This window comes from Luteimonas sp. RC10 (assembly GCF_014192745.1).
Classification (GTDB): domain Bacteria; phylum Pseudomonadota; class Gammaproteobacteria; order Xanthomonadales; family Xanthomonadaceae; genus Luteimonas.
Genome location: NZ_JACHYJ010000008.1, coordinates 212,923 through 234,237, shown reverse-complemented (window position 1 = coordinate 234,237; position 21,315 = coordinate 212,923). Strand labels below are relative to the sequence as shown.

Annotated in this window: 15 protein-coding genes; 13 read left to right on the top strand and 2 right to left on the bottom strand. The window is 70.7% G+C overall.

The features are described 5' to 3' along the window. Positions 1-84: 84 nt before the first annotated feature. A complete protein-coding gene (locus FHW73_RS15060) occupies positions 85-2,643 on the bottom strand; it encodes a penicillin-binding protein 1A (RefSeq protein ID WP_255493020.1) in 2,559 nt (852 codons plus the stop codon). Positions 2,644-2,831: 188 nt separating this feature from the next. Here FHW73_RS15060 and FHW73_RS15055 point away from each other — a divergent pair, with 188 nt between their 5' ends. From FHW73_RS15055 to FHW73_RS15000, 12 genes are all read left to right on the top strand, one after another. Further along, a complete protein-coding gene (locus tag FHW73_RS15055) occupies positions 2,832-3,890 on the top strand; it encodes a pilus assembly protein PilM (RefSeq protein ID WP_183427560.1) in 1,059 nt (352 codons plus the stop codon). After that, positions 3,890-4,495 (top strand): PilN domain-containing protein, encoded by a 606-nt coding sequence (locus FHW73_RS15050; protein ID WP_183427559.1) that lies wholly within the window; start codon positions 3,890-3,892, stop codon positions 4,493-4,495. The genes FHW73_RS15055 and FHW73_RS15050 overlap by 1 nt, the downstream gene beginning before the upstream one ends. Beyond that, positions 4,492-5,166 (top strand): type 4a pilus biogenesis protein PilO, encoded by a 675-nt coding sequence (pilO, locus tag FHW73_RS15045; RefSeq protein WP_183427558.1) that lies wholly within the window; start codon positions 4,492-4,494, stop codon positions 5,164-5,166. Before FHW73_RS15050 ends, pilO begins: the two co-directional genes overlap by 4 nt. A 20-nt stretch (positions 5,167-5,186) precedes the next feature. Beyond that, positions 5,187-5,708: a pilus assembly protein PilP gene (locus tag FHW73_RS15040; protein WP_183427624.1), complete on the top strand. Its 522-nt coding sequence runs from the start codon at positions 5,187-5,189 to the stop codon at positions 5,706-5,708. Positions 5,709-5,721: 13 nt separating this feature from the next. Continuing rightward, positions 5,722-7,617 (top strand): type IV pilus secretin PilQ, encoded by a 1,896-nt coding sequence (pilQ, locus tag FHW73_RS15035; RefSeq protein ID WP_183427557.1) that lies wholly within the window; start codon positions 5,722-5,724, stop codon positions 7,615-7,617. A 151-nt stretch (positions 7,618-7,768) separates the two neighbouring features. Then, positions 7,769-8,761: a MoxR family ATPase gene (locus FHW73_RS15030; RefSeq protein ID WP_183427556.1), complete on the top strand. Its 993-nt coding sequence runs from the start codon at positions 7,769-7,771 to the stop codon at positions 8,759-8,761. Between the two features lie 38 nt (positions 8,762-8,799). After that, positions 8,800-9,717, top strand: coding sequence for a DUF58 domain-containing protein (locus FHW73_RS15025; protein WP_183427555.1), 918 nt, complete (start codon positions 8,800-8,802; stop codon positions 9,715-9,717). A gap of 1 nt (position 9,718) precedes the next feature. After that, positions 9,719-10,177, top strand: a complete 459-nt coding sequence (locus tag FHW73_RS15020; protein ID WP_183427554.1) for a DUF4381 family protein — start codon at positions 9,719-9,721, stop codon at positions 10,175-10,177. After that, positions 10,174-11,193, top strand: a complete 1,020-nt coding sequence (locus tag FHW73_RS15015) for a VWA domain-containing protein (RefSeq protein ID WP_183427553.1) — start codon at positions 10,174-10,176, stop codon at positions 11,191-11,193. The genes FHW73_RS15020 and FHW73_RS15015 overlap by 4 nt, the downstream gene beginning before the upstream one ends. Further along, positions 11,190-12,935, top strand: coding sequence for a tetratricopeptide repeat protein (locus FHW73_RS15010; protein ID WP_183427552.1), 1,746 nt, complete (start codon positions 11,190-11,192; stop codon positions 12,933-12,935). The genes FHW73_RS15015 and FHW73_RS15010 overlap by 4 nt, the downstream gene beginning before the upstream one ends. Next, complete coding sequence (locus tag FHW73_RS15005) at positions 12,932-14,614, top strand: BatD family protein (RefSeq protein WP_183427551.1); 1,683 nt, start codon at positions 12,932-12,934, stop codon at positions 14,612-14,614. Before FHW73_RS15010 ends, FHW73_RS15005 begins: the two co-directional genes overlap by 4 nt. A gap of 47 nt (positions 14,615-14,661) precedes the next feature. Then, positions 14,662-16,035, top strand: coding sequence for a dicarboxylate/amino acid:cation symporter (locus FHW73_RS15000; protein WP_183427550.1), 1,374 nt, complete (start codon positions 14,662-14,664; stop codon positions 16,033-16,035). Between the two features lie 386 nt (positions 16,036-16,421). Here the strand turns inward: FHW73_RS15000 and FHW73_RS14995 are convergent, their stop codons facing one another. Next, positions 16,422-16,994 carry a Dps family protein gene (locus FHW73_RS14995; protein WP_183427549.1) on the bottom strand — a complete coding sequence of 191 codons (573 nt, stop codon included), beginning with the start codon at positions 16,992-16,994 and terminating at the stop codon, positions 16,422-16,424. An 89-nt stretch (positions 16,995-17,083) separates the two neighbouring features. Here FHW73_RS14995 and hrpA point away from each other — a divergent pair, with 89 nt between their 5' ends. Continuing rightward, positions 17,084-21,211, top strand: coding sequence for an ATP-dependent RNA helicase HrpA (hrpA, locus tag FHW73_RS14990; protein ID WP_183427548.1), 4,128 nt, complete (start codon positions 17,084-17,086; stop codon positions 21,209-21,211). Positions 21,212-21,315: the final 104 nt, after the last annotated feature.

The following is a 21,315-nucleotide window of genomic DNA, read 5'->3' as shown; positions in this document are numbered from 1 at the left end:
GTTCCGACTCTACGCCTCCGCCCTTGACGGTCAAGCCATCGCGCCGGGGGCGGCGCGATGGGTTCAGGCATCGCGGGCCTGTGATCAGAAGATGTCGAAGGCTTCCTCGGCCGGCACGTCGTCGATCCGCAGATCGACCTCCGACTCCATCCGCTCCAGATCCTCGGCCTTCACGTACTCGACGATGCCGCCGCCCTCGGCGCCGACCGGCATCAATCGCCCGCTGGTGGTCACCGACACACGCACCATGCCTTCGGGCGGCTCGTTGCTGGCCTCTGGCACGCCGTCCAGGGCGACCCGCATGAAGTCGATCCAGATCGGCAGCGCGGCGCGCCCGCCGTACTCGCGGTAGCCCAGCGAACGGTTGTCGTCGCGGCCGACCCAGACCGAGGTCACCAGGTTGCCGCCGAAGCCGGAGAACCAGGCGTCGCGATGCTCGTTGGTCGAGCCGGTCTTGCCGCCGACGTCCTCGCGTTCGAGCACGCGCGCGGCGGTCCCGGTGCCGCGGCGCACGACATCGCGCATCATCGAGATCATCTGGTAGGCCACGCGCTCGTCGATCGCGCGCTCGGCCATGACCGGCGCCTGGCCATCGGCGCGTGCCTCGGGCTCGGGCGCGGCGTCCTGTTCCGGTGCCTCGGTGACGGTGCGCTGCGCCGATGCGGGCCCCAGGTTGAAACCGTCGACGACGTGCGACGGCGCAGCCGACTGGCCAGGGCGGCCGTCGTTGCCGCAGCCGCGGCAGGCCCGTGCCGGGTTCTCCTTGAACACCAGCGTGCCCTCGCGGTCGCGGACCTCGTCGATGAACCACGGGTTGATCCGGAAGCCGCCGTTGGCGAACACCGCATAGCCTCGGGTGACATCGAGCGGGGTCAGCGACGGCGTGCCGAGCGCGATCGACAGGTTGGGGGGCAGTTGCGACTCGTCGAAGCCGAAGTGGCTGATGTAGCGGCGGGCGTAATCCACGCCGATCATGTCGAGCAGGCGCACGGCGACCAGGTTGCGCGACTGCACCAGCGCTTCTCGCAGGCGCATCGGCCCGCGGAACTGGCCGTCGGAGTTCTGCGGGCGCCAGTCCTGCCCGCGGCGCATCCTGAACAACACCGGCGCATCGGGCACGATCGAGGCCGGATTGAAGCCCTTCTCGAACGCCGCAGCGAAGATGAACGGCTTGAAGCTCGAGCCGGGCTGGCGGCGCGATTGGGTGGTCCGGTTGAAGTTGCTGCCGGCGAAGCTGAAGCCGCCGATCAGCGCGCGGATCGCACCGTTGTCGGGCTCCAGCGACACCAGGGTGGCCTGGCCGCGCGGCAACTGGTCGAGCTGCCAGCTCACTGTGGGTGGCGGCACCGGCGCTTCGGGATCGGCATTGGCGGGCACCTTGGCCGGAGTCTCGATCCGGCGTACTCGGGTGAGGTCGCCGCGCGCGAGCAGGGCGGACGGCGCGCGTCCGGTCCAGCGGCTGCTGGCCGCGTCCAGCGTGACGGTGCTGCCGTCGGCAAGGACCACGTCGGCGGTGCCGTCGCCGCTGCGCAGCACCAGGGCCGGCAGCAGGCCGCCCTGTGGGGCGATGCCGCGTAGCCGGCGGGCGGCGGTCGCCGCGTCCTCGTCGGCCGCCAGTTCGAAGGTCTCCGCCGGCTTCACCCAGCCGTGGCGGTGGTCGTAGGTCATCAGCCCGTTGCGCACCGCCAGTTCGGCGGCGGCCTGCATCGTCGGGTCGATCGTCGTGGTGACGTGGTAGCCACGGGTGAGCACGTCGCCGCCGTAGCGGGCGACCATCTCCAGGCGCACCATTTCGGCGACATAGGGCGCGTACGCCTCGATCGGTCGCTCGTGGGGGCTGGCGTGCATCTCGACCGCGCGGGCGGCCGCCGACTCGGCCGGCGTGATGTAGCCCAGCTCCTGCATGCGCGCCAGCACGTAGACATCGCGACGCTCGCGCGCGCGCTCGGGGTTGCTGATCGGATTGCCGCTGGAGGGGAACTTGGGGATCGCCGCCAGCGAGGCCATCTCGTCCAGATCGAGCTCGGCCAGCGACTTGCCGTAGTAGAACTCGGCCGCCGCGGCCACGCCGTAGGCGCGATTGCCGAAGAAGCTCTTGTTCAGGTACAACTCGAAGATCTCGTCCTTGGTGAGGTTCTGCTCCATCTTGCGCGCCAGCAGCATCTCGGCGAACTTGCGGGTGAAGCTGTACTCCGAGCTCAGGAAGAACTGCCGGGCGACCTGCTGGGTGATCGTCGAGCCGCCGGGGACGCGGCGGTCGTCGGTGGTCGCCAACAGCCACAGTGCGCGGGCCACGCCGCGGTAATCGATGCCGCCGTGCTGGTAGAAGCGCGCGTCCTCCGTGGCCAGGAACGCCTGTTTCAGGCGCTCGGGTACCTGGTCGATCTTGACCGGGTAGCGCCGCGTCTCGCCGAACAGCGCGATCAGCTTGCCGTCCCGGGAATAGACATACATCGGCTCCTGCATCTCGATATCGCGCAGGGTTTCCACGTCCGGCAGCTTGGAGGCCACGGCGGTATAGAGGATGCCGGCGGCCACGGTGGCCAGCACCGCCAGCACCAGGCCGAGGATCAGGACCCAGCGCAACAGGCGGCGGAAACGGGAGGCGCGGGGGCGGGGGGGCGACGCGGGATCGGGTCTCATCCGCGCAGTATAGGGCGCCATCGCCGGCCGGTCTCTGAGCGGCCGCGACGGCCTCCGACGGCCCCCCGGCAAGGCCCTGCGTGAGCCCCCGGACAGCGCTGCGCTGTTGCCATCGCGGGGAAAGTCCGTTATCTAATGCGCCGGGACACGCGGCGTGCGGATGCGCCCGTGGCGAAGGGGAGCACTCTGTGGGGCTTATCGCAAAAAGCCACGTGCCGCTGGTCGGCATCGACATCAGTTCGACCGCGGTCAAGCTGCTCCAGCTGTCCAGGCAGGGCAACCGGTATCGCGTCGAGCACTATGCGGTCGAGCCGTTGCCGCCCAACGCCGTGGTCGAAAAAGCCATTGTCGAGGCCGAGGCGGTCGGCGATGCGATCCGGCGGGCCGTGGCCCGCTCGGGCACCCGTGCCAAGCACGCAGCGGCGGCCGTGGCCGGCTCTGCGGTGATCACCAAGACCATCCCGATGCCCGCCGATCTCGACGAGGACGAGCTCGAGTCGCAGATCGAGCTGGAGGCGGTCAACTACATTCCCTACCCGATTGAGGAAGTGAACCTCGATTTCGCGGTGCTCGGCCCCTCGCCGGGCAACCCGGACAGCGTGCAGGTGCTGCTGGCCGCCTCGCGCTCGGAGAACGTCGAACTGCGCGCCTCGGCGCTGGAGCTCGGCGGTCTGGTCGCCCGGGTGATCGATGTCGAGGCCTTTGCGATCGAAAGCGCGTTCGCGCTGGTCGCCGACACGCTCGGCGTCGCCGAGGACGGTGTCGTGGCACTGGTCGATGTCGGCGCGACGATGACCACGCTCAACGTGCTGCGCAACGGCCGCAGCCTGTACTCGCGCGAGCAGGTGTTCGGCGGCAAGCAGCTCACCGACGAGGTCATGCGCCGCTACGGGTTGAGCTACGAAGAGGCGGGCCTGGCCAAGCGCCAGGGCGGCTTGCCGGAAAGCTACGAGGTCGAGGTGCTCGAGCCGTTCAAGGAGGCGATGGTCCAGCAGATCAGCCGCCTGCTGCAGTTCTTCTACGCCGGTAGCGACTTCAACCGGGTCGACCGGATCGTGCTGGCGGGCGGCTGCGCGTCGATCCCGGGCGCGGCGGCGATGGTCGAGGAACAGCTCGGTGTGCCGAGCGTGCTGGCCAACCCGCTGGCGCAGATGACGCTCGGCCCGCGCGTCCAGGCACAGGCGCTGGCCCAGGACGCACCGGCGCTGATGATCGCCTGCGGCCTGGCACTGCGGAGTTTCGACTGATGGCGCGAATCAACCTGCTGCCCTGGCGCGCTGAGCGACGCCGGCAGCGACAGAAGGAATTCGGGATCATGGCCGCGCTCGCGGCCGTGGCCGGCATCGTGCTGTGGCTGCTTGTGAACATGTACTACAACGCGCAGCTCGACGGGCAGCATGCGCGCAACGCCTTCCTGCAGCAGCAGATCGCCGAGCTCGATCGCGAGATCGTCGAGATCGACAGCCTCGACCGGCAGCGGGCCCGCCTGCTGGCACGCAAGGCGGTGATCGAGGAACTGCAGGGCAATCGCTCGCAGATGGTGCACCTGTTCGACCAACTGGTGCGGACCATTCCCGACGGCGTGCTGCTGACCTCGCTCAAGCAGGAAGGGCAGATGCTGACGCTCGAGGGGCGCTCGCAGTCGAACGCGCGCGTGAGCACCTACATGCGTGCACTTGAAGGCTCGGGCTGGATGACCAACCCGCAGTTGGCGGTCATCGAAGCCCGCGACGGCGTGCCGGGTCTGCCGTACGCGTTCACGCTCAACGTCCAGCTCTCGACGCCGGCCGCCAAGGAAGCCGGCGCGACGACGCCTGCGCCCGCCGCACCCGCCCAGGAGGTCGCCCCGTGAGCCGCAAGAAGGTGTCGCTGCGCGAGCTCGACCTCAACAATGTCGGCGCCTGGCCGCGCGAGTACCGCATCGGGACCTGTGTGGTCGTGGGCCTGCTGATCTTCGCACTGCTGTGGTGGGGGATCACACGCGACAAGGGCAACGAGCTGCGCACGCTGGAAGACCAGGAAGCCACGCTGCGCAGCGATTTCGAGACCAAGCAGGGCAAGGCCGCCAACCTCGAACCGCTCAAGCAGCAGCTCGCGCAGATGGAGCAGCAACTGCAGCAGATGCTGCGCCAGTTGCCGAGCAAGACCGAGATGCCGGACCTGATCACCGACATCTCGCAGACCGCGATCGCCACCGGCATCCAGAACGACCTGTTCCGGCCCGGCACCGAGATGCCGCGCGAGTTCTATGCCGAGCAGCCGATCGCGCTACGCATGGTCGGCACCTATCACCAGTTCGGCGCGTTCGTCAGCGGCGTTGCGTCGTTGCCGCGCGTGGTCATCATGACGATGCACGACATCTCGCTCAAACCCCGTGGCGACGACAGCGGCGGACTGGGGGCGATCGGCCCCAACTCGGTGCTCGAGCTCTCGGGCACGGTGAAGACCTACCGCTACCTCGACGAAGAGGAGACCGCGGCGCAGGAGCAGGCGGCCGCCGCCGCGACCGGGGAGACGCCCTGATGGCTGCGTTCGCCAAATCGATGTCCCGATGCGCGCTGACGACCGTGCTGGCGCTGCTCGCGGTCGGCTGCGGGCGCGACATCACCAGCGAGCCCGGCGGTGCGCCCAATCTCGAGGTCTGGGTCGATGAGGTCAAGCAGCGGCCCGCGCCGCCGCTCGAGCCGCTGCCGGTGATGCAGCAGTTCGAGACCTTCGAATACTCCGCCCAGGGCATCCGCGACCCCTTCAGCAACGCGTTTACCGATGTCGACAGCGGCACCGGGCTGCGGCCGGACTCGAACCGGCGCAAAGAGATCACCGAGCAGTTCCCGCTCGACAGCATGTCGATGGTCGGCACCATGAATACCGGCGCCCGCATGCTGGGCCTGGTGCTGGCGCCCGACAAGGTGACCTACCGCATCGCGCCGGGGAACTATCTGGGGCAGAACGATGGCCGTGTCACATCGGTCACCGAGAATCGTATCGAGCTCGTCGAGCTGGTGCCCGACGGTGCCGGCGGCTGGCTCGAACGCCCGGCGTCGCTCGCGCTGAACGAAAAATAATGAGGAAAGCAAGATGACCGTGAGCAAAGCGGGAAGCCCGCGGGCCGCAAGGACGTCGGCACTCCACGCCGGCGCGTTCGGCCTGGCCATTGGCCTGTTGGCGACGTTCGGCGGCGTGCAGGCCGCGCAGCCGGCCGCACCGGGATCGCTGCTGCCTGCGCTGCAGGCCTCGGCGGGCGCGGCGCATGCCGGCGTGTCGGTGACCGATCTCGATTTCAAGCGTGGAGACGGCGGCTCGGGCAAGCTGATCCTGCGCTTCGATGGCGAGGGCGCTGCCCCCGACCTGCGCACGCAGGACGGCAACATCGTCATCAACCTGGGAAGCGCCACGTTGCCGGCGCAGTTGCAGCGCCCGCTCAACGTCGTCGACTTCGCCACTCCGGTGCAGCGCATCGATGCACGTCAGGGCGGCAACGGCGCGCAGGTCGTGCTCAGCGCCCGCGGCGACTTCGAGCCGATGGCCTACCAGAGCGGTCGCGACTATATCGTCGAGATCGTGCCGCGCGCGGCCTCGAGCGATCGCGCGGTCGGTGCGTCCACCGCCGCCGCGGCCATGGGGCAGGCCGCGACGACCGTCTCGGATGTGCGGGCCTACAGCGGTACGCCGGTGTCGTTCAATTTCCAGGACGTGCCGGTGCGCACGGTGTTGCAGCTGATCGCCGACGAATCCGACCTCAACATTGTCGCCAGCGACAACGTGACCGGCAACGTCACCCTGCGGCTACAGAACGTGCCGTGGGATCAGGCGCTGGACATCGTGCTGCAGGCCAAGTCGCTCGACAAGCGTCGCAGCGGCAACGTGGTCTGGGTCGCCCCGCAGACCGAGATCGCCGCGTTCGAGCAGGCCAAGGAAGACGCACGCCTGGCGATCGAAGAGCGCGCGGAGATGACCACCGAGTACATCCCGATCAGCTACGGCAACGCCGAGGACATCGCCAAGCTGCTGACCGAGGAAAGCAAGAACGGCATGGGCGCCAACACTAACAACACCGGGGCTGGTACCACGCAGCAGCGCGGCTTCCTGTCGGCGCGCGGCAGCCTGAGCTTCGACCGCCGTACCAACACGCTGCTGGTGATCGACATTCCGGCGCGCGTCAACGAGATCCGTCGCCTGGTGAATCTGCTGGACAAGCCGGTCGACCAGGTGGTGATCGAGGCGCGCATCGTGATCGCGAACGAGTCGTTTGCGCGCAACCTCGGCGCACGCTTCGGCGTCTCGTCGGCTAATCCTATCGACGGCCGCGTCGATCTCGGTGGCACGCTCGCCTCCGGCCCCAACGGCGCGATCGGTGCCCCGGGGGGCTTGAACGTCAACCTGCCGGTGACCGGCAGCGCGCCGTCGCTGGCATTCACGATCCTGGGCAATACGATCAACTGGGCGGTCGAACTGCAGGCGCTGCAGGCCGAGCAGCGCGGTGAGGTGATCTCCAATCCGCGCGTCGTCACCAGTAACCAGCGCGAGGCGACGATCAGCCAGGGCCAGGAAGTCGGCTACATCACCGTGACCGGCGGTCAGAGCAACAACGTGCCGACCGTGCAGTTCAAGGACGTGCTGCTGGAACTGAAAGTCACGCCGACGATCACCAATGACGGCCGGGTGTTCCTGGCGATGGATATCAAGAAGGATGAAATCATCGATTACGTCGAGTACCCCGACGTCGGCCAGGTACCGCTGATCAGCAAGCGCAACGTCACCACCGCGGTGCTGATCGACGACGGCCAGACGGTCGCGATCGGCGGCGTCTACGAGTTCAACGACCGCGCGTCCTTGTCGAAGGTGCCGTTCCTGGGCGACCTGCCGATCCTGGGCAACCTGTTCAAGAGCCGCGGCCGCACCAAGGAAAAGGCCGAGTTGCTGATCTTCGTGACTCCCAAGGTCATGCGCGTCGCGCAGCGCCCGATCGGCTGATCGCCGACGCCGTGCACCTCTCTACGGGGCCCGAAAGGGCCCCGTTTTCATGTCCGCCGGCTGACGCTCGCGGGGACGCGGGTTGAACCCGGCCCCCCGGTTCGGGTCACACTGTCCGGCGGCGCAACGTGCGCCGGACACAGGGAACCCGATGGAGCATGCGGTCGAACAACCGGGGCAACTGCAGGCGCGGTTCGTCGCGCTGCGCGAGGCCCTGAGCGAGGAGATAGTCGGCCAGCCCGCGCTGGTCGACCGGTTACTGGTGGCGTTGCTCGCCGATGGCCATCTGCTGGTGGAGGGTGCGCCAGGCCTGGCCAAGACCAGTGCGATCCGCGCGCTCGCGGCGCGGCTCGATGCCGAGTTCGCGCGGCTGCAGTTCACGCCCGACCTGCTGCCCGCCGACCTGACCGGGACCGAGATCTGGCGCCCGCAGGACGGCCGGTTCGAGTTCCAGGCCGGTCCGATCTTCCATCCGCTGCTGCTCGCCGACGAGATCAATCGCGCGCCGGCGAAGGTCCAGTCCGCGCTTCTCGAAGCGATGGGCGAGCGCCAGGTGACCGTCGGTGGCCGGACCTACCCGCTGCCCGATCCGTTCTTGGTCATGGCCACGCAGAACCCGATCGAGCAGGAGGGCACGTTCCCGCTGCCCGAGGCGCAACTCGACCGGTTCCTGATGCATGTGCGCGTGGGCTATCCCGATGCGGGGGCCGAGGCGCGCATCCTGCAACTGGCGCGGGAGCGGGCGCTGGCCCAGCTCGATGCGCAACCCGAGGCGGTCGAGCGGATGCCGCTCGCGGCACTGTTTGCGGCGCGCCGGGCAGTGCTCGCGCTGCATGTGGCGCCGCCGGTGGAGCGCTATCTGGTCGAACTGGTCCTGGCCTCGCGCGATGCCGCGCGCTACGACACAGCGCTCGCTGCGCGCATCGCCTGGGGCGCCAGTCCCCGCGGTTCGATCGCACTCGAGCGCTGCGCGCGTGCCGTGGCCTGGCTCGCCGGCCGCGACTTCGTCACGCCCGACGATGTCCGCGCTGTGGCCCCGGACGTGTTGCGGCATCGCATCCTGCCCAGCTACGAGGCGACCGCCGAGGGCTGGGACGGCGAGCGTCTGGTCCAGGCCCTGCTCGACCGCGTCCCGTTGCCCTGACGGCCGGAGACCGGACGGTTGTGATCGGGCATTCGGCAATGCGGGACTCTGACGAGGCCGTGGACACGGAGGCCGGCGTGCGCCCGGCGCTGGCCGAGCTCATCGCACTGCGCGCGAGTGCCACACGGCAGGGCGCGGCCCGGCGCGCGCATACGGGCCTGCGCCAACAAGCGCCATCGCCATTGCGCGGCCAGGGCATGGAATACGCCGAGTCGCGCGAGTACGTGGCCGGCGACGATGCCCGCCACATCGATTGGCGCGTGACTGCGCGCACCGGCCGTCCGCATACCAAGGCCTTCCAGACCGAGCGCGAACGGCTGACCCTGCTCGTGGCCGACACCGCGCCAGCGTTGTACGTGGGCAGCCGGGTGCGGTTCAAGTCGGTCCAGGCCGCACGTGCCGCGGCGGTCGCCGCCTGGGCCGCCGTCGTCGACGGCGATCGCATCGCAGCGCTGCGCGGCACGCACGACGAGGCGCCGGTGCCGCCGGCGTCCGGCAGTCGCGGCGCGCTGCGTGTGCTGCATGCGCTGGCGCGCTGGTATGCCGCGCCGCCTGCCGGCGATGCGGGACTGGCGGTCGCTCTCGATCACGCCGGGCGGCTGCTGCGGCCTGGCGCGCGTCTGCTGGTGCTGGCCGACGCGGCCAGCATTGCCACGGTGCCGACGCAGCGGTGGCCGGCGCTGGCCGCGCACAACCAGGTGCTGGTGCTGCTGTTGACCGATCCGCTGGAGCAGGCGCCGCCCCGGGCGCGGCTGCGCTTTTCCGCCGCGTCGGGACGGGTGGAGCTCGATCTGCGCGACGCGGCCCAGCACGCCCGCTGGCAGGCGGCCTTCGCCGAACCGATCGCCCGGGCCCAAGCGACGCTGCGCGCAGCGCGTATCCGCTGCGTGCTGCTGTCGAGCGAGATGCCGAGCGACGGGTGGTTGCCGGCGTTCGGCCGGCCGAAGGCGGCCTGACATGGCGATGCCCGATCTGGTCCTGCGCGACATCCATGTGATCGCCGCTCCGGGCTGGTGGCCGCCGGCGCCCGGTTGGTGGTGGCTCGCCGCGGCGGTCGTGGCCGTGCTCGCCGTGGTGGCCGGCCTGCGTTGGCGGCGTGCACGCCAGCGCCGCGCCTGGGCGCGGCTGTTCGATGCCCAGGTCGAGGCGGCGATCGATGCGCCTGCGAAGATCGCCGTGATGTCGGCACTGCTGCGGCGCGCGGCGCGGCGCGTGCGTCCCGATGCCGACCGGTTGCAGGGCGATGCCTGGCTGGCGTTCCTGGACGAGGGCGGCGGCCCACCTGTCTTCGTCGATGGTGTGGGCCGCCTGCTGCACGACGGCGGCTTCCGGCGACGCGTCGATGACGACGCACTCGATGCGCTGCAGGCCGCGGCCCGCATGCGCTTCCTGTCGTTGATGGCGGCGAGGCGATGAGCACGCCTGCGGCAATGGAAGGATTGCTGTCGGCGTTCGCCTGGCCGTGGATGCTGCTGGCCTTGCCGTTGCCCTGGGTGCTGCGGCGCTGGTGGCCGCCGGCTCGCAGCGAAGGCGATGCGCTGCGGGTGCCGTATGCCGGTCTCGAGTCGATCGTCACGCCGGCCGCCGGCCGCGGCGGCGCACGGGCGTCATGGCTGCTGTGGTCGGCCTGGGCATTGCTGTGCATCGCGGCGGCGCGTCCGCAGGGCCTCGGGCCACCGGAGCATCCGCCGCGAACGGCGCGCGACCTGATGCTGGCGGTCGATCTGTCGGGCAGCATGAGCGAGGAGGACATGGTGATCGGGCGGCGCGCGGTCGACCGGCTCACGGCGGCCAAGGCGGTGATCGCCGACTTCCTCGAGCGCCGGGCCGGCGACCGGATCGGGCTGATCGTGTTCGGGCAGCGTGCCTATGCAGTCACGCCGATGACGTTCGATCGCGACAGCGTGCGCCAGCAGTTGGACCGGACCGTGGTCGGGCTGGCCGGGCGCGAGACTGCGATTGGCGATGCGATCGCGCTGGCGGTGCGCCGGTTGCAGGACGGCGAAGGCGAGCGCGTGCTGGTGCTGCTGACCGATGGCGTCAGCAATGCCGGCGCGCTGCGCCCGCAAAAGGCGGCCGAACTGGCGCGCGACGCTGGATTGCGTGTGCACACCATCGCCTTCGGCAGCGACGAGGACGGCTTGCAGATGCTGGGCTTCCGTCTGCCCGACGGCGGCGAGCCGGCGATCGACGAGGCGGCGCTGCAGGCGATCGCCGATACCACCGGTGGCCGTGCATTCCGGGCCCGCGACACCGAATCGCTGGCCGGGATCTATGCCGAGATCGACCGGCTCGAACCGGTCGAGACGCCGGGGCCGGCGCTGCGGGCGCGGGTGGAACGCTATCCGTGGCCGCTGGCCGCCGGTTGCGTGCTCCTGCTGCTGGCGCTGGTGCCGCGCTCGTGGCGTGTGCCGATGCGGGGCGCGCGATGAGCGGCGGATGGCCCGACGTGGTCTTCGCTCGGCCGGCCTGGCTGTGGGCCTTGCTGGTGCTGCCGCTGCTGGCCGGCATCTGGTGGGTGCGCCGGCGCGGCGAGGATGCCTGGCGACAGGCGGTCGATCCACATTTGCTGCCGCACCTGCTCGAGCGCCGCCCCGGTGGACGTGGGCTGCTGGCGCTGGCCGCGTGGCTGTGCGCGGGCCTGCTCGCGGTGCTGGCACTGGCAGGCCCAGGCTGGCGCCAGGTCGACGTGCCGTTGGCGTCTGTCGACGCGACCCCGCTGGTCGTCGCCCTGGACCTGTCGTCGGCAACGACGGCGACCGACCTGCCGCCGTCACGGCTGTTGCAGGCGCGGGCCAAGCTCGCGCGCCTGCTCGCGTTGCACCAGGGGCCGGTAGCGTTGCTGGCCTATGCGGACGACGCCTACACGGTGGCGCCGCTGACCGACGACGCGGCGAATGTGGCGCTGTATCTCGACGCGCTCGCGCCCGACATCATGCCGGTCGACGGCCAGCGCGCGGATCGCGCGATCGAGCAAGCGACGCGGCTGCTGCGCCAGGGCGATGCGCTGCGCGGCGAGATCGTGCTGCTGACCGACGGCGCCGATCGGGCCGCCGTGCGCGAGGCCGCCGCCGCGGCGCGGATGGGCTATCGGGTCTCGGTGCTGGGCCTGGGCAGCGCGGACGGCGCCGCCTATCGCGATCGCGATGGGGCACTGCGCCATGCGCGCCTGGATGCTGCCGCGCTGCAGGCCTTGGCGACCGCCGGAGGCGGGCGCTGGCACCCCCTGAGCGCCGACGACGGCGATCTCGACGCACTGGGCCTGCGCGCGGCCCGCGCGGGCGGGGCCGGCGCCGCGGCCGACGGCGACGCGCAGACCCGGCGCATCGCCGACCAGGGCTACTGGCTGTTGCTGCCATTGCTGGCGCTGGTCTTGCTGGCGTTCCGGCGCGGGGCCGCGGTCGCGGTGCTGGCGGTCGTGCTGGTCTGGCCGATCCTGCCGGCACAGGCGGCGCAGCCGCCGGTCGGTACACCCTGGCGGCGCGCCGACCAGATTGCCCACGCCCAACTCGAGCAGGGCGCAGCGGCCTATCGCGACGGGCGGCACGAGGACGCATTGCGCGCGTGGACCGGACTGCCGGGTGCCGACGCCGCCTACAACCGCGGCAACGCGCTGGCGCGCCTGGGGCGGTTCGACGAGGCGATCGCCGCCTACGACGAGGCGCTGCGGTTGCAGCCGGACATGGCCGATGCGCAGGCCAATCGCGCCGCGGTCGATGCCGCGCGTCGCCGTCAGCCGCCGCCCGGTCCGCGCGACGATCCGCGCGCGCCGCCGCGCGACCAGCAGCGCCAGTCCGGACGCCCGGATCCCGGCGATGGCCGGACAGGCGACCGAGGCGCGCCACAGCCTGCGCCCTCGTCGGACGGTGCGCCGCGTCCCGACACGCCGCCGGCGCCCCCCGATGCCGTCCCGCCCACCGACGAGGCCGCGCAGCAGCGCACCGACCAGGCCATGCGCGAGCGCATGCAGCAGGCACTCGACGACGCCGGCGAGGGCAGCCAGACGCCTGGCGACGTCACGCCAGCCGACCGGCAGGACGCCGACACCCGGCGCGAGCGCGAGCAGGCCAACCAGGCCTGGCTGCGGCGGGTGCCCGACGATCCGGGTGGCCTGTTGCGGGCGCAGTTCCGGATCGAACACGAGCGGCGCCACGGCGCGGAGGCACTGCGATGAAGATCGGAGTTCGGGCTTGGCGTGGGACGGTGGTCCTGGCGGTGCTGCTCGCCTGCATGACGGGGAGCCTGCAGGCGCAGACGCGCGCCTGGCTGGACCGGGACCAGATCGCGCTGGGGGAGACCACCACGCTCAATGTCGAAACCGACGAAGCGGTCGCCGTGCCCGACTGGAGTGGCCTGACCCGCGATTTCGAGCTCAGCGGGCACACCAGCCGACGTCAGGTCGAGATCCGCAACGGGCGCCAGATCGAGCGCGCGCTGTTCGGCGTGGCGCTGCGTCCGCGTCGTGAGGGCCGGCTGACGGTCCCGCCGTTGCAGGTCGGTGGTGCGCGCACCGACGCCTTGTCGCTGACGGTCGGCCCGGCGCCGGTGCGATCAGCCCGCGATGGCGCGGCCGCGTTCGTCGAGGCCGAACTCGAGACCGACACGCCCTACGTGCAGCAGGCGGTCGGCTACACCCTGCGGCTGCACTACGCCGTACCACTGGTGTCGGGCCAGCTCGAGCAGCCCGAGCCCGAGGGGGCATCGTTGCAGCGGATCGGCAACGACATCACCTACAGCCGCGAGTTCGAGGGCCGTCGCTACAACGTGGTCGAACGGCGCTTTCTGCTCGTGCCCGAGCGCAGCGGGCCGCTGACGATTCCCGGCGCACGCTTCGAGGGGCGCGGCGCCGGCGGCGGCTTCTTCGATGATCTGTTTGATCGTGGGCCGCGCCAGCTCGCGGCCAACGGCCCGGCGACCGCGCTGTCGGTGCGCGCGATGCCGGGCACGGCGCCGCAGCCGTGGCTGCCGCTGCGGAACCTGGACCTGCGCTGGCTCGACCAGCCCGAGCGCGGCCGGGCCGGAGCTGCGACCACGCTGACCCTGGAGGCGACCTTCGACGGCGCGGTCGGCACGCAGTTGCCCGAGATCAACTTGCCGGCGCCCGACGGCGCGCAGGTGTTCGCCGAACCGCCGCAGTACGACGAGCGCTTCGACGAGGGCCGCCCGCGGGTGCGGATGACCCGCCGCTTCTCGATCGTGCCGCGGGCTGCCGGTTCCTTGCAGGTGGCCGGCCCCCGCCTGGGATGGTGGGATGTCCGCGCAGGCGCCGCCCGGACCAGTGCGGCGCCGGATCTGCATCTGGCGGTCGATCCGGGCGATGGCGATGCCACCGATGGCGACGCCGACACGCAGGCGGTGGCGACTGCGTTGGGCTTGCCGGCCGTCCCTGGGGCGGATAGGGAGGTCAGTCGTGTCTGGCCGTGGCTGGCGGCGCTGTTCGCGCTGCTGTGGTTGGCGACCAGCGTCGTGGCCTGGCATGGGCTGCGCCGGGCGCGTGCCGGCGCGCGGGGGCTGGTCGCTGCGGTGCCGGGCGCCGCGCCAGTGCCGAGGGCGCGGATCGGCGGGCCGTCACTGGCGACCGTGCTGCAGACCGGGGATCCGGCCGAGGTCGACGCGGCGCTGCGCGCGCTGGTCGACCCGCCGGCGGCAGACCTCGAGGCCTTGCGGCGTGCGCTCGGCGATACCGGCCAGCGCGACGCGCTCGCGCAGTGGCAGCGGGCACGCTGGGGGGACGGCGACCTGGTGGCGGCGCGCGCCGCGCTGCGCCAGGCCTTCCGCGCCGGCGCGCGCGTTGCCGGCCCGGCGACGCCCGAGGACGAGGCCGGGCTGCCGCCGCTCTACCCGCGGCGCTGAGGTCCGCTTCCTGCTAGCCTCCGCTGCTTTCCCGCAGCGATCACGCCATGTCCCGTCCGCTCGCATCCGCCCGCGCCCGCCTGCCGCTGCACTGGAAGATCGCGATCGGCTTCGCCGCCGGCTTGCTGCTTGGCATGCTCGCTCACTACACCGGCCTGTCGGCGTGGGCCCCGACCGATCCGGCGTCGGCTGCCTGCGCCGTCGCCGAGCCGGGTTGGCAATGCCGGCCGCTGGTCGCGACGTTCGTGGCCTGGGTCACCGAGCCGCTGGGCACCTTGTTCCTGAGTCTGATCTTCATGCTGATCGTGCCGTTGCTGTTCTCGGCACTGGTGGTCGGCGTGTCGGAGATGGGCGATGTCGCCTCGCTCGGCCGGATCGGCTGGCGCACGCTGGCCTGGACGATCGTGCTGTCGGGCCTGGCGGTGCTGCTGGGGCTGGTGATGGTCAACCTGTTCCGCCCCGGCGCCGGCGTGGATCCGGCGCTGGCCCAGCAGCTGCTGGCCGAGAGCGCGCAGCGCACCGAGGCGATCGTCAGCGACAGCCGCAGCGGGGCCAAGGGCATGGAGATGCTGCTGTCGATCGTGCCGCAGAACGTGGTCGGCGCGGCATCGGACAATGCCAACATCCTGGCGTTGATGTTCTTCGCGCTGATGTTCGGTATCGGCCTGGTGCTGACCAAGTCCGAGGCGGCGGCCGCGCTCAAGCGCGGCATCGAGGGCCTGTTCGAAGTCTCGATGACGCTGATCGGACTGGTGATCCGGCTGGCGCCGATCGCGGTGTTCTGCTTCATGTTCAACCTCGCGGTGCTGTTCGGCTGGGACCTGCTGGTCCGCCTGGGCGCCTACGTCGCGGTGGTGGCCGGTGCGCTGGCGCTGCACATGCTGGTGACCTACTCGCTGGCGCTGCGGGTGTTCGGCGGCTGGTCGCCGCTGGCGTTCTTCCGCGGCGCGCAGGAGGCGATGCTGATGTCGTTCTCGACCGCATCGAGCAACGCCACGCTGCCCACCGCGCTGCGCGTGGCCGACGAGAATCTCAAGCTGCCGCGCAAGGTCTCGCGCTTCGTGCTGACGATCGGCGCGACCGCCAACCAGAACGGGACGGCGCTGTTCGAGGGCGTCACGGTGATCTTCCTGGCCCAGTTCTTCGGCGTCGACCTGTCGATCGGCCAGCAGGTGCTGGTGATGCTGGTCTGCATTCTGGGCGGGATCGGCACCGCCGGCGTGCCGTCGGGCTCGCTGCCGGTGGTGGCGCTGATCTGCACGATGGTCGGTGTGCCGGCCGAGGGCATCGGTCTGGTGCTGGGCGTCAACCATTTCCTGGACATGTGCCGTACGACGGTCAACGTGACCGGCGATCTGGGCATCGCCGCGCTGGTGTCGCGCGGCGAGGTCGACGCACCCGAGCCGCCCAAGAGCGCTTGAGGTGTGACACAACGCCTTGCTCGTTGGATCGAGCGCGCGCCGGCCTTCGGCGATTGTTCTGGCTCCGGAAGCAGCGTTGCGCCGTCCGGGGGGGGGGCTCATCGGCTCGGTCAGTCCGCTCCGCGGTCCGGCCCGATCAGTGAAGCGGAGCGGGCGCGCGCCCGAGTCAAGGCAGGGTGAGCATGGCGGGCGTGCGCGGCACGGTCGCGCATCCATGCGAACGCCACGCGTGCTTCGCGTGGCCGGACCGCGCAGCGGTCTTGACCGAGGGGGAAGCGGCTTCCGGCCGCCAGCCCGATGCCCTTCGGAAGCTGCGCGCTCGCCTCAATCACAAAAAACGCCCGGTGCTGCCGGGCGTTTTCGCAGGACCCTGAGGGGAAGCGCGCTTACTGGAGCAGCGAGCGCAGCATCCAGGCGTTCTTCTCGTGGGTCTGCAGGCGCTGGGTCAGCAGGTCCTCGGTCGGATCGTCGTCGGCATCGTCAGCCACTTCGAGCGCCTTGCGCGCGCTGCGGCAGACCGCTTCGTTGCCCAGGACCAGCTGGCGCACCATCTCGCGCCAGTCGGGCGACTTCTCCAGACCCGGCTCTTCCTTGATCGAGCTCAGCTCGATGAACTCGGCATAGGAGCCCGGCGCGTTGTAGCCCAGGGCGCGGATGCGCTCGGCGATCTCGTCCAGCGCGTTCCACTGTTCGGTGTACTGGCCTTCGAACATCACGTGCAGGGCGTTGAACATCGGGCCGGTGACGTTCCAGTGGAAGTTGTGGGTCTTCAGGTACAGCGTGTAGGCGTCGGCCAGGAACACCGACAGATGCTGGGCGACCTGCTTGCGATCGGCGTCGCTGATCCCGATATCGATGGCCGGCGCGGTCGAGCGCGCATCGGGCGAGGCCACGGCGGGCGCCACCGACGAACGCTTGGTGCTGGATTTGGAGGCAGGTTGGGGTTTGGCCTTGGCCATGGTCGACGACTCCTGTGGGATGGGATTGCGGCCACAATACGCGGCCTTCGCGATCGAATATGAGACCTGGGAGCGGATTCGCAAGCGTGATGGAGTATTTCAGCGACAACGAGGTGAATGCGGCGTTGAGCCGGGCGCGCGCGTCGGTCGATGCCGCCTGCTCGCGCGATCGCGGCCCGCTGCTGGGCCTGTGGTCGCGCTGGCGGCGTACGCCTGGCGACCCGGCCGCGCGCGATGCGTTCAGCAGCCGGCTGCAGGCCTCGGTCGCGCGGCGCGCGGCGCGTGCGCAGCGGCTGCCACGGGCGACGGTCGATCCAGTGCTGCCGATCGCCGGCAAGGCCGAAGAGATCGTCGCACTGATCCAGGCGCACCAGGTCGTCGTGGTCGCCGGCGAGACCGGCTCGGGCAAGACCACCCAGCTGCCCAAGCTGTGCCTGGCGGCCGGGCGCGGGGCGGCGGGCATGATCGGCTGTACCCAGCCCCGGCGCATTGCCGCGCGCACCGTCGCCCGGCGCGTGGCCGAGGAGTTGCAGGTGCCGATCGGCGGTGCGGTGGGCTACCAAGTCCGCTTCAACGACAATATCGGCCCGGACACTGCGGTCAAGTTCATGACCGACGGCATCCTGCTGGCGGAAATCGCCTCGGATCGCTGGTTGTCGGCCTACGACACCCTGATCGTCGACGAGGCGCACGAACGCAGCCTCAACATCGACTTCCTGCTCGGCTACCTCAAGCAACTGCTGGCCCGGCGACCGGACCTGAAGTTGATCGTCACCTCGGCGACCATCGACACCGCGCGCTTCTCCGCCCATTTCGGTGACGCGCCGGTCGTCGACGTCGAAGGCCGCGGCTATCCCGTCGAAGTCCGCTACCGCCCGCTCGGCGAAGAACCGGGGTCGGCGTCGAATGTCGCAGCAGCGGCGAACGGTGCGCCGCGCGGACAGGGAAAAATCGACGCTGATCCCGGTATTTCCGTGCTTGACGGCATTCTTGCGGCCTGCGACGAGATCATGGGCGAGCGCGGGACCGGCGACACGCTGATCTTTCTGCCGGGCGAGCGCGAGATCCGCGATGCGCACCAGGCGCTCGAGCGCCGCAAGTATCGGCACACCGAGATCCTGCCGCTGTATGCGCGCCTGTCGGCGCGCGACCAGGATCGGGTGTTCAACCCGGGGCCGCTGCGCCGTATCGTGCTGGCGACCAACGTCGCCGAAACCTCACTGACGGTGCCGCGGATCCACTACGTGGTCGATCCGGGGCTGGCGCGCGTCAAGCGCTACAGTCCGCGGCAGAAGCTCGACCGCCTGCACATCGAGCCGATCAGCCAGGCCAGCGCCGATCAGCGCAAGGGCCGCTGCGGACGCATCGCGCCGGGCGTGTGCTACCGCCTGTTTTCCGAGGCGGATTTCGACTCGCGGCCGCGCTTCACCGATCCGGAGATCCGACGCGCGGCGCTTGCCGGCGTAATCCTGCGCATGCTGTCGCTGGGCCTGGGCGGAGAGGGCGAGCCGCGCGCGCGGCGCAGCCGGCGGGGCGGCGATGCGCCGCCACCGGCTGCGGATCCGATCGCCGATTTTCCCTTCGTCGAGCCGCCCGATCCGCGCGCGGTCGCCGACGGCTGGCAGCAGCTGACCGAGCTGGGCGCGATCGACGACGGCCGCCGATTGACGGCGCACGGCCGCACGATGGCGCGGTTGCCGATCGATGCGAAGCTCGCGCGCATGCTGGTCGCGGCGAACCAGCACGGCTGCCTGCACGAGATGCTCGCGATCACATCGTTTTTGGGCATCCAGGACCCGCGCGAGCGACCGGCCGACCAGCGCGCCGCGGCCGACGCCGCGCATGCGACCTTCGCCGACCCGCGCTCGGAGTTCGTCGGCATCGTCCGGCTCTGGGACGCGTACCGGCAGGCGCATGAGGACCTGACCCAGTCGCAGCTGCGCAAATGGTGCGAGCGGCATTTCCTTGGCTTTTTGCGGATGCGCGAGTGGCGTGAACTGCATCGGCAGCTCAAGTTGCAGTGCGAGGATCTGGGCTGGTCGGTGGACGCGTCGGTTGTCTCCGATGCGCCAGCCGGGGACGAGACCGAGAGCGCGCGGGCGCGCGGGCAGGCGGCCATGCGCGCGCACGTGGCCTTGCATCGCGCGCTGCTCGCCGGACTGCCCACGCAGATCGGCCATCGCGCCGATCCGGCCGGCGGGGGACGCCATTCGGGGCAGTACGAAGGGCCGCGCGGGCGTCGGTTCCAGTTGTTTCCCGGCTCGCCGCTGGCCAAGAAGCCGCCACCGTGGGTGCTGTCGGCGACGCTGCTCGACACCGAGAAGGTCTGGGCGTTGACCAATGCCGGGATCGAACCGGACTGGGTGATTGCCGAACTCGATCACCTGCTCTCGCGACGGCACCACGACCCGCGCTGGTCGCGCGCGCAGGGCCGGGTGATCGGCAGCGAGCAGATTGCCCTGTTCGGCCTGGTGCTCGCGCCCAAGAAGCCGGTGGATTACGGCCGGCTGTATCCTGATCAGGCGCGCGCGCTGTTCCTGCGCGACGGTCTGGCGACCGGCGAGATCGACCTGCGCGCCGGATTTCTCGAACGCAACCTGCGCACGCTGGCCCGCGCGCGCGAGGAGGAAGCCAAGCTGCGGCGCAGCGGTCTGGTCGTCGACGAGGATTGGATGGCGCAGTGGTACGCGCAGCGCATTCCGTCCGACGTGCTCTCGGCCCAGGCGCTGGACGCCTGGTATCGCAAGGCGCCGGAGGCGGCCAAACGCGCACTCGAGTGGAGCCGCGACGACCTGTTGGTCGCAGACGGCGTCGATGCCGATCTGTTTCCGGCGTTCATCGCGCTGGGCGAGGCGCGGCTCGCGGTGTCGTACCGGTTTGAGCCCGGCGCGCCCGACGACGGCATGACCGTGTCGGTGCCGCTGCATCTGCTCAACGCGATCGACCCGGCCCGGTTGTCGTGGCTGGCGCCAGGGTTCGTCGAGGACAAGGCGGCGGCGCTGATCCGCAGCCTGCCCAAGGCGCTGCGTCGCAATTTCGTGCCGGCGCCCGATTTCGCGCGTGCGTTCGCCCAGGCCTGGCGCGAGGGCGATGCGGATACCTTCGCCGGCACTCTGGCGCGCTTCTTGAAGAAGCTCGGCGGTGTGGAGATCGCGGCCACGGACTTCGACGAGGCAGTGCTCGAGCCGCACCTGCGGGCGAATCTGCGCCTGGTCGACGTCGGCCGCGACCGCAAGGGGCGCACCGTGCTGGCCGAATCGCGCGACCTCGAGGCGCTGCGCACGCGCTTCGGTGCGCAGGCCGCGCGTGCATTCGCCGCCCATGCCGCCGATGGGCTGCAGCAACGGGGTCTGACGGCATTTCCGGACACGCCGGTACCGGTGTCGATCGCCGGGGCCGGCGGGCTGCCGGCGTATCCGGCACTGCAGGACGATGGCGACAGCGTGTCGCTGGCCGTGCATGCCGACCCGGCGCAAGCGCGGCGCCTGCACCCGCAGGGCGTGCGTCGCCTGTTGCGAATTGCACTCGCCGAGCGCGTGCGCCAGGCGCGCAAGCAGTTGCCGGTGGCCCCGAAGACCGCGTTGTTGTATGCGGCCATCGAATCATTGGCGCCGCGTGCGGCCGACCGGCCGGGCGATCGATTGCGTGAGGATCTGGTCGAGGGCGCGCTCGCCGCGTTGCTTGACGACGGCCTGGAGACGATTCGCGACGCCGACGCCTTCGCCGCGCATCGCGACACGATCGGCAAGGCCCTGTTCGGCGAGGCGATGGCACGACTGCAGCGCGCCGAGACGATTCTCGACCTGGTCGCCGAGATCCGCGGGCGACTGGATTCGAAGCTGATGGGCTGGGCGCGGGCGAACCTCGACGACATGCAGGCGCAGCTTGCGGCACTGGTGCCGCCCGGCTTCCTGCGCGACGTGCCGGCGGCCGCATTGGCCGAGTATCCGCGCTGGCTGCGCGCACTGTCGTTGCGCGCAGAACGCGCCTTGCGCGACCCTCAGCGCGATCAGCAGCGCATGCTCGACGTCAAGCCGTTCGTCGACGCGCTGCTCGACGCCGGGGCTCGCGGCCTGGCCGACGACACGCAATGGCAAGCGCTGCGCTGGGAGATCGAGGAACTGCGCGTCTCTTTGTTCGCGCAGGAACTCGGCGCCAAGGGCGGCGTATCGGCAAAGAAGCTGGCCAACCGGGTGGCGGTTTTGCGCGCGGCCTGACGTGTTGCCTGGATGCCCGATCCGTGCCGTGCCGATGCGTTTGCCGCGCATCGGCGCGCCGCTGCGCGGCAGGCGAGCGCCTGTAAAAGTGCTGTGTTGCTAGA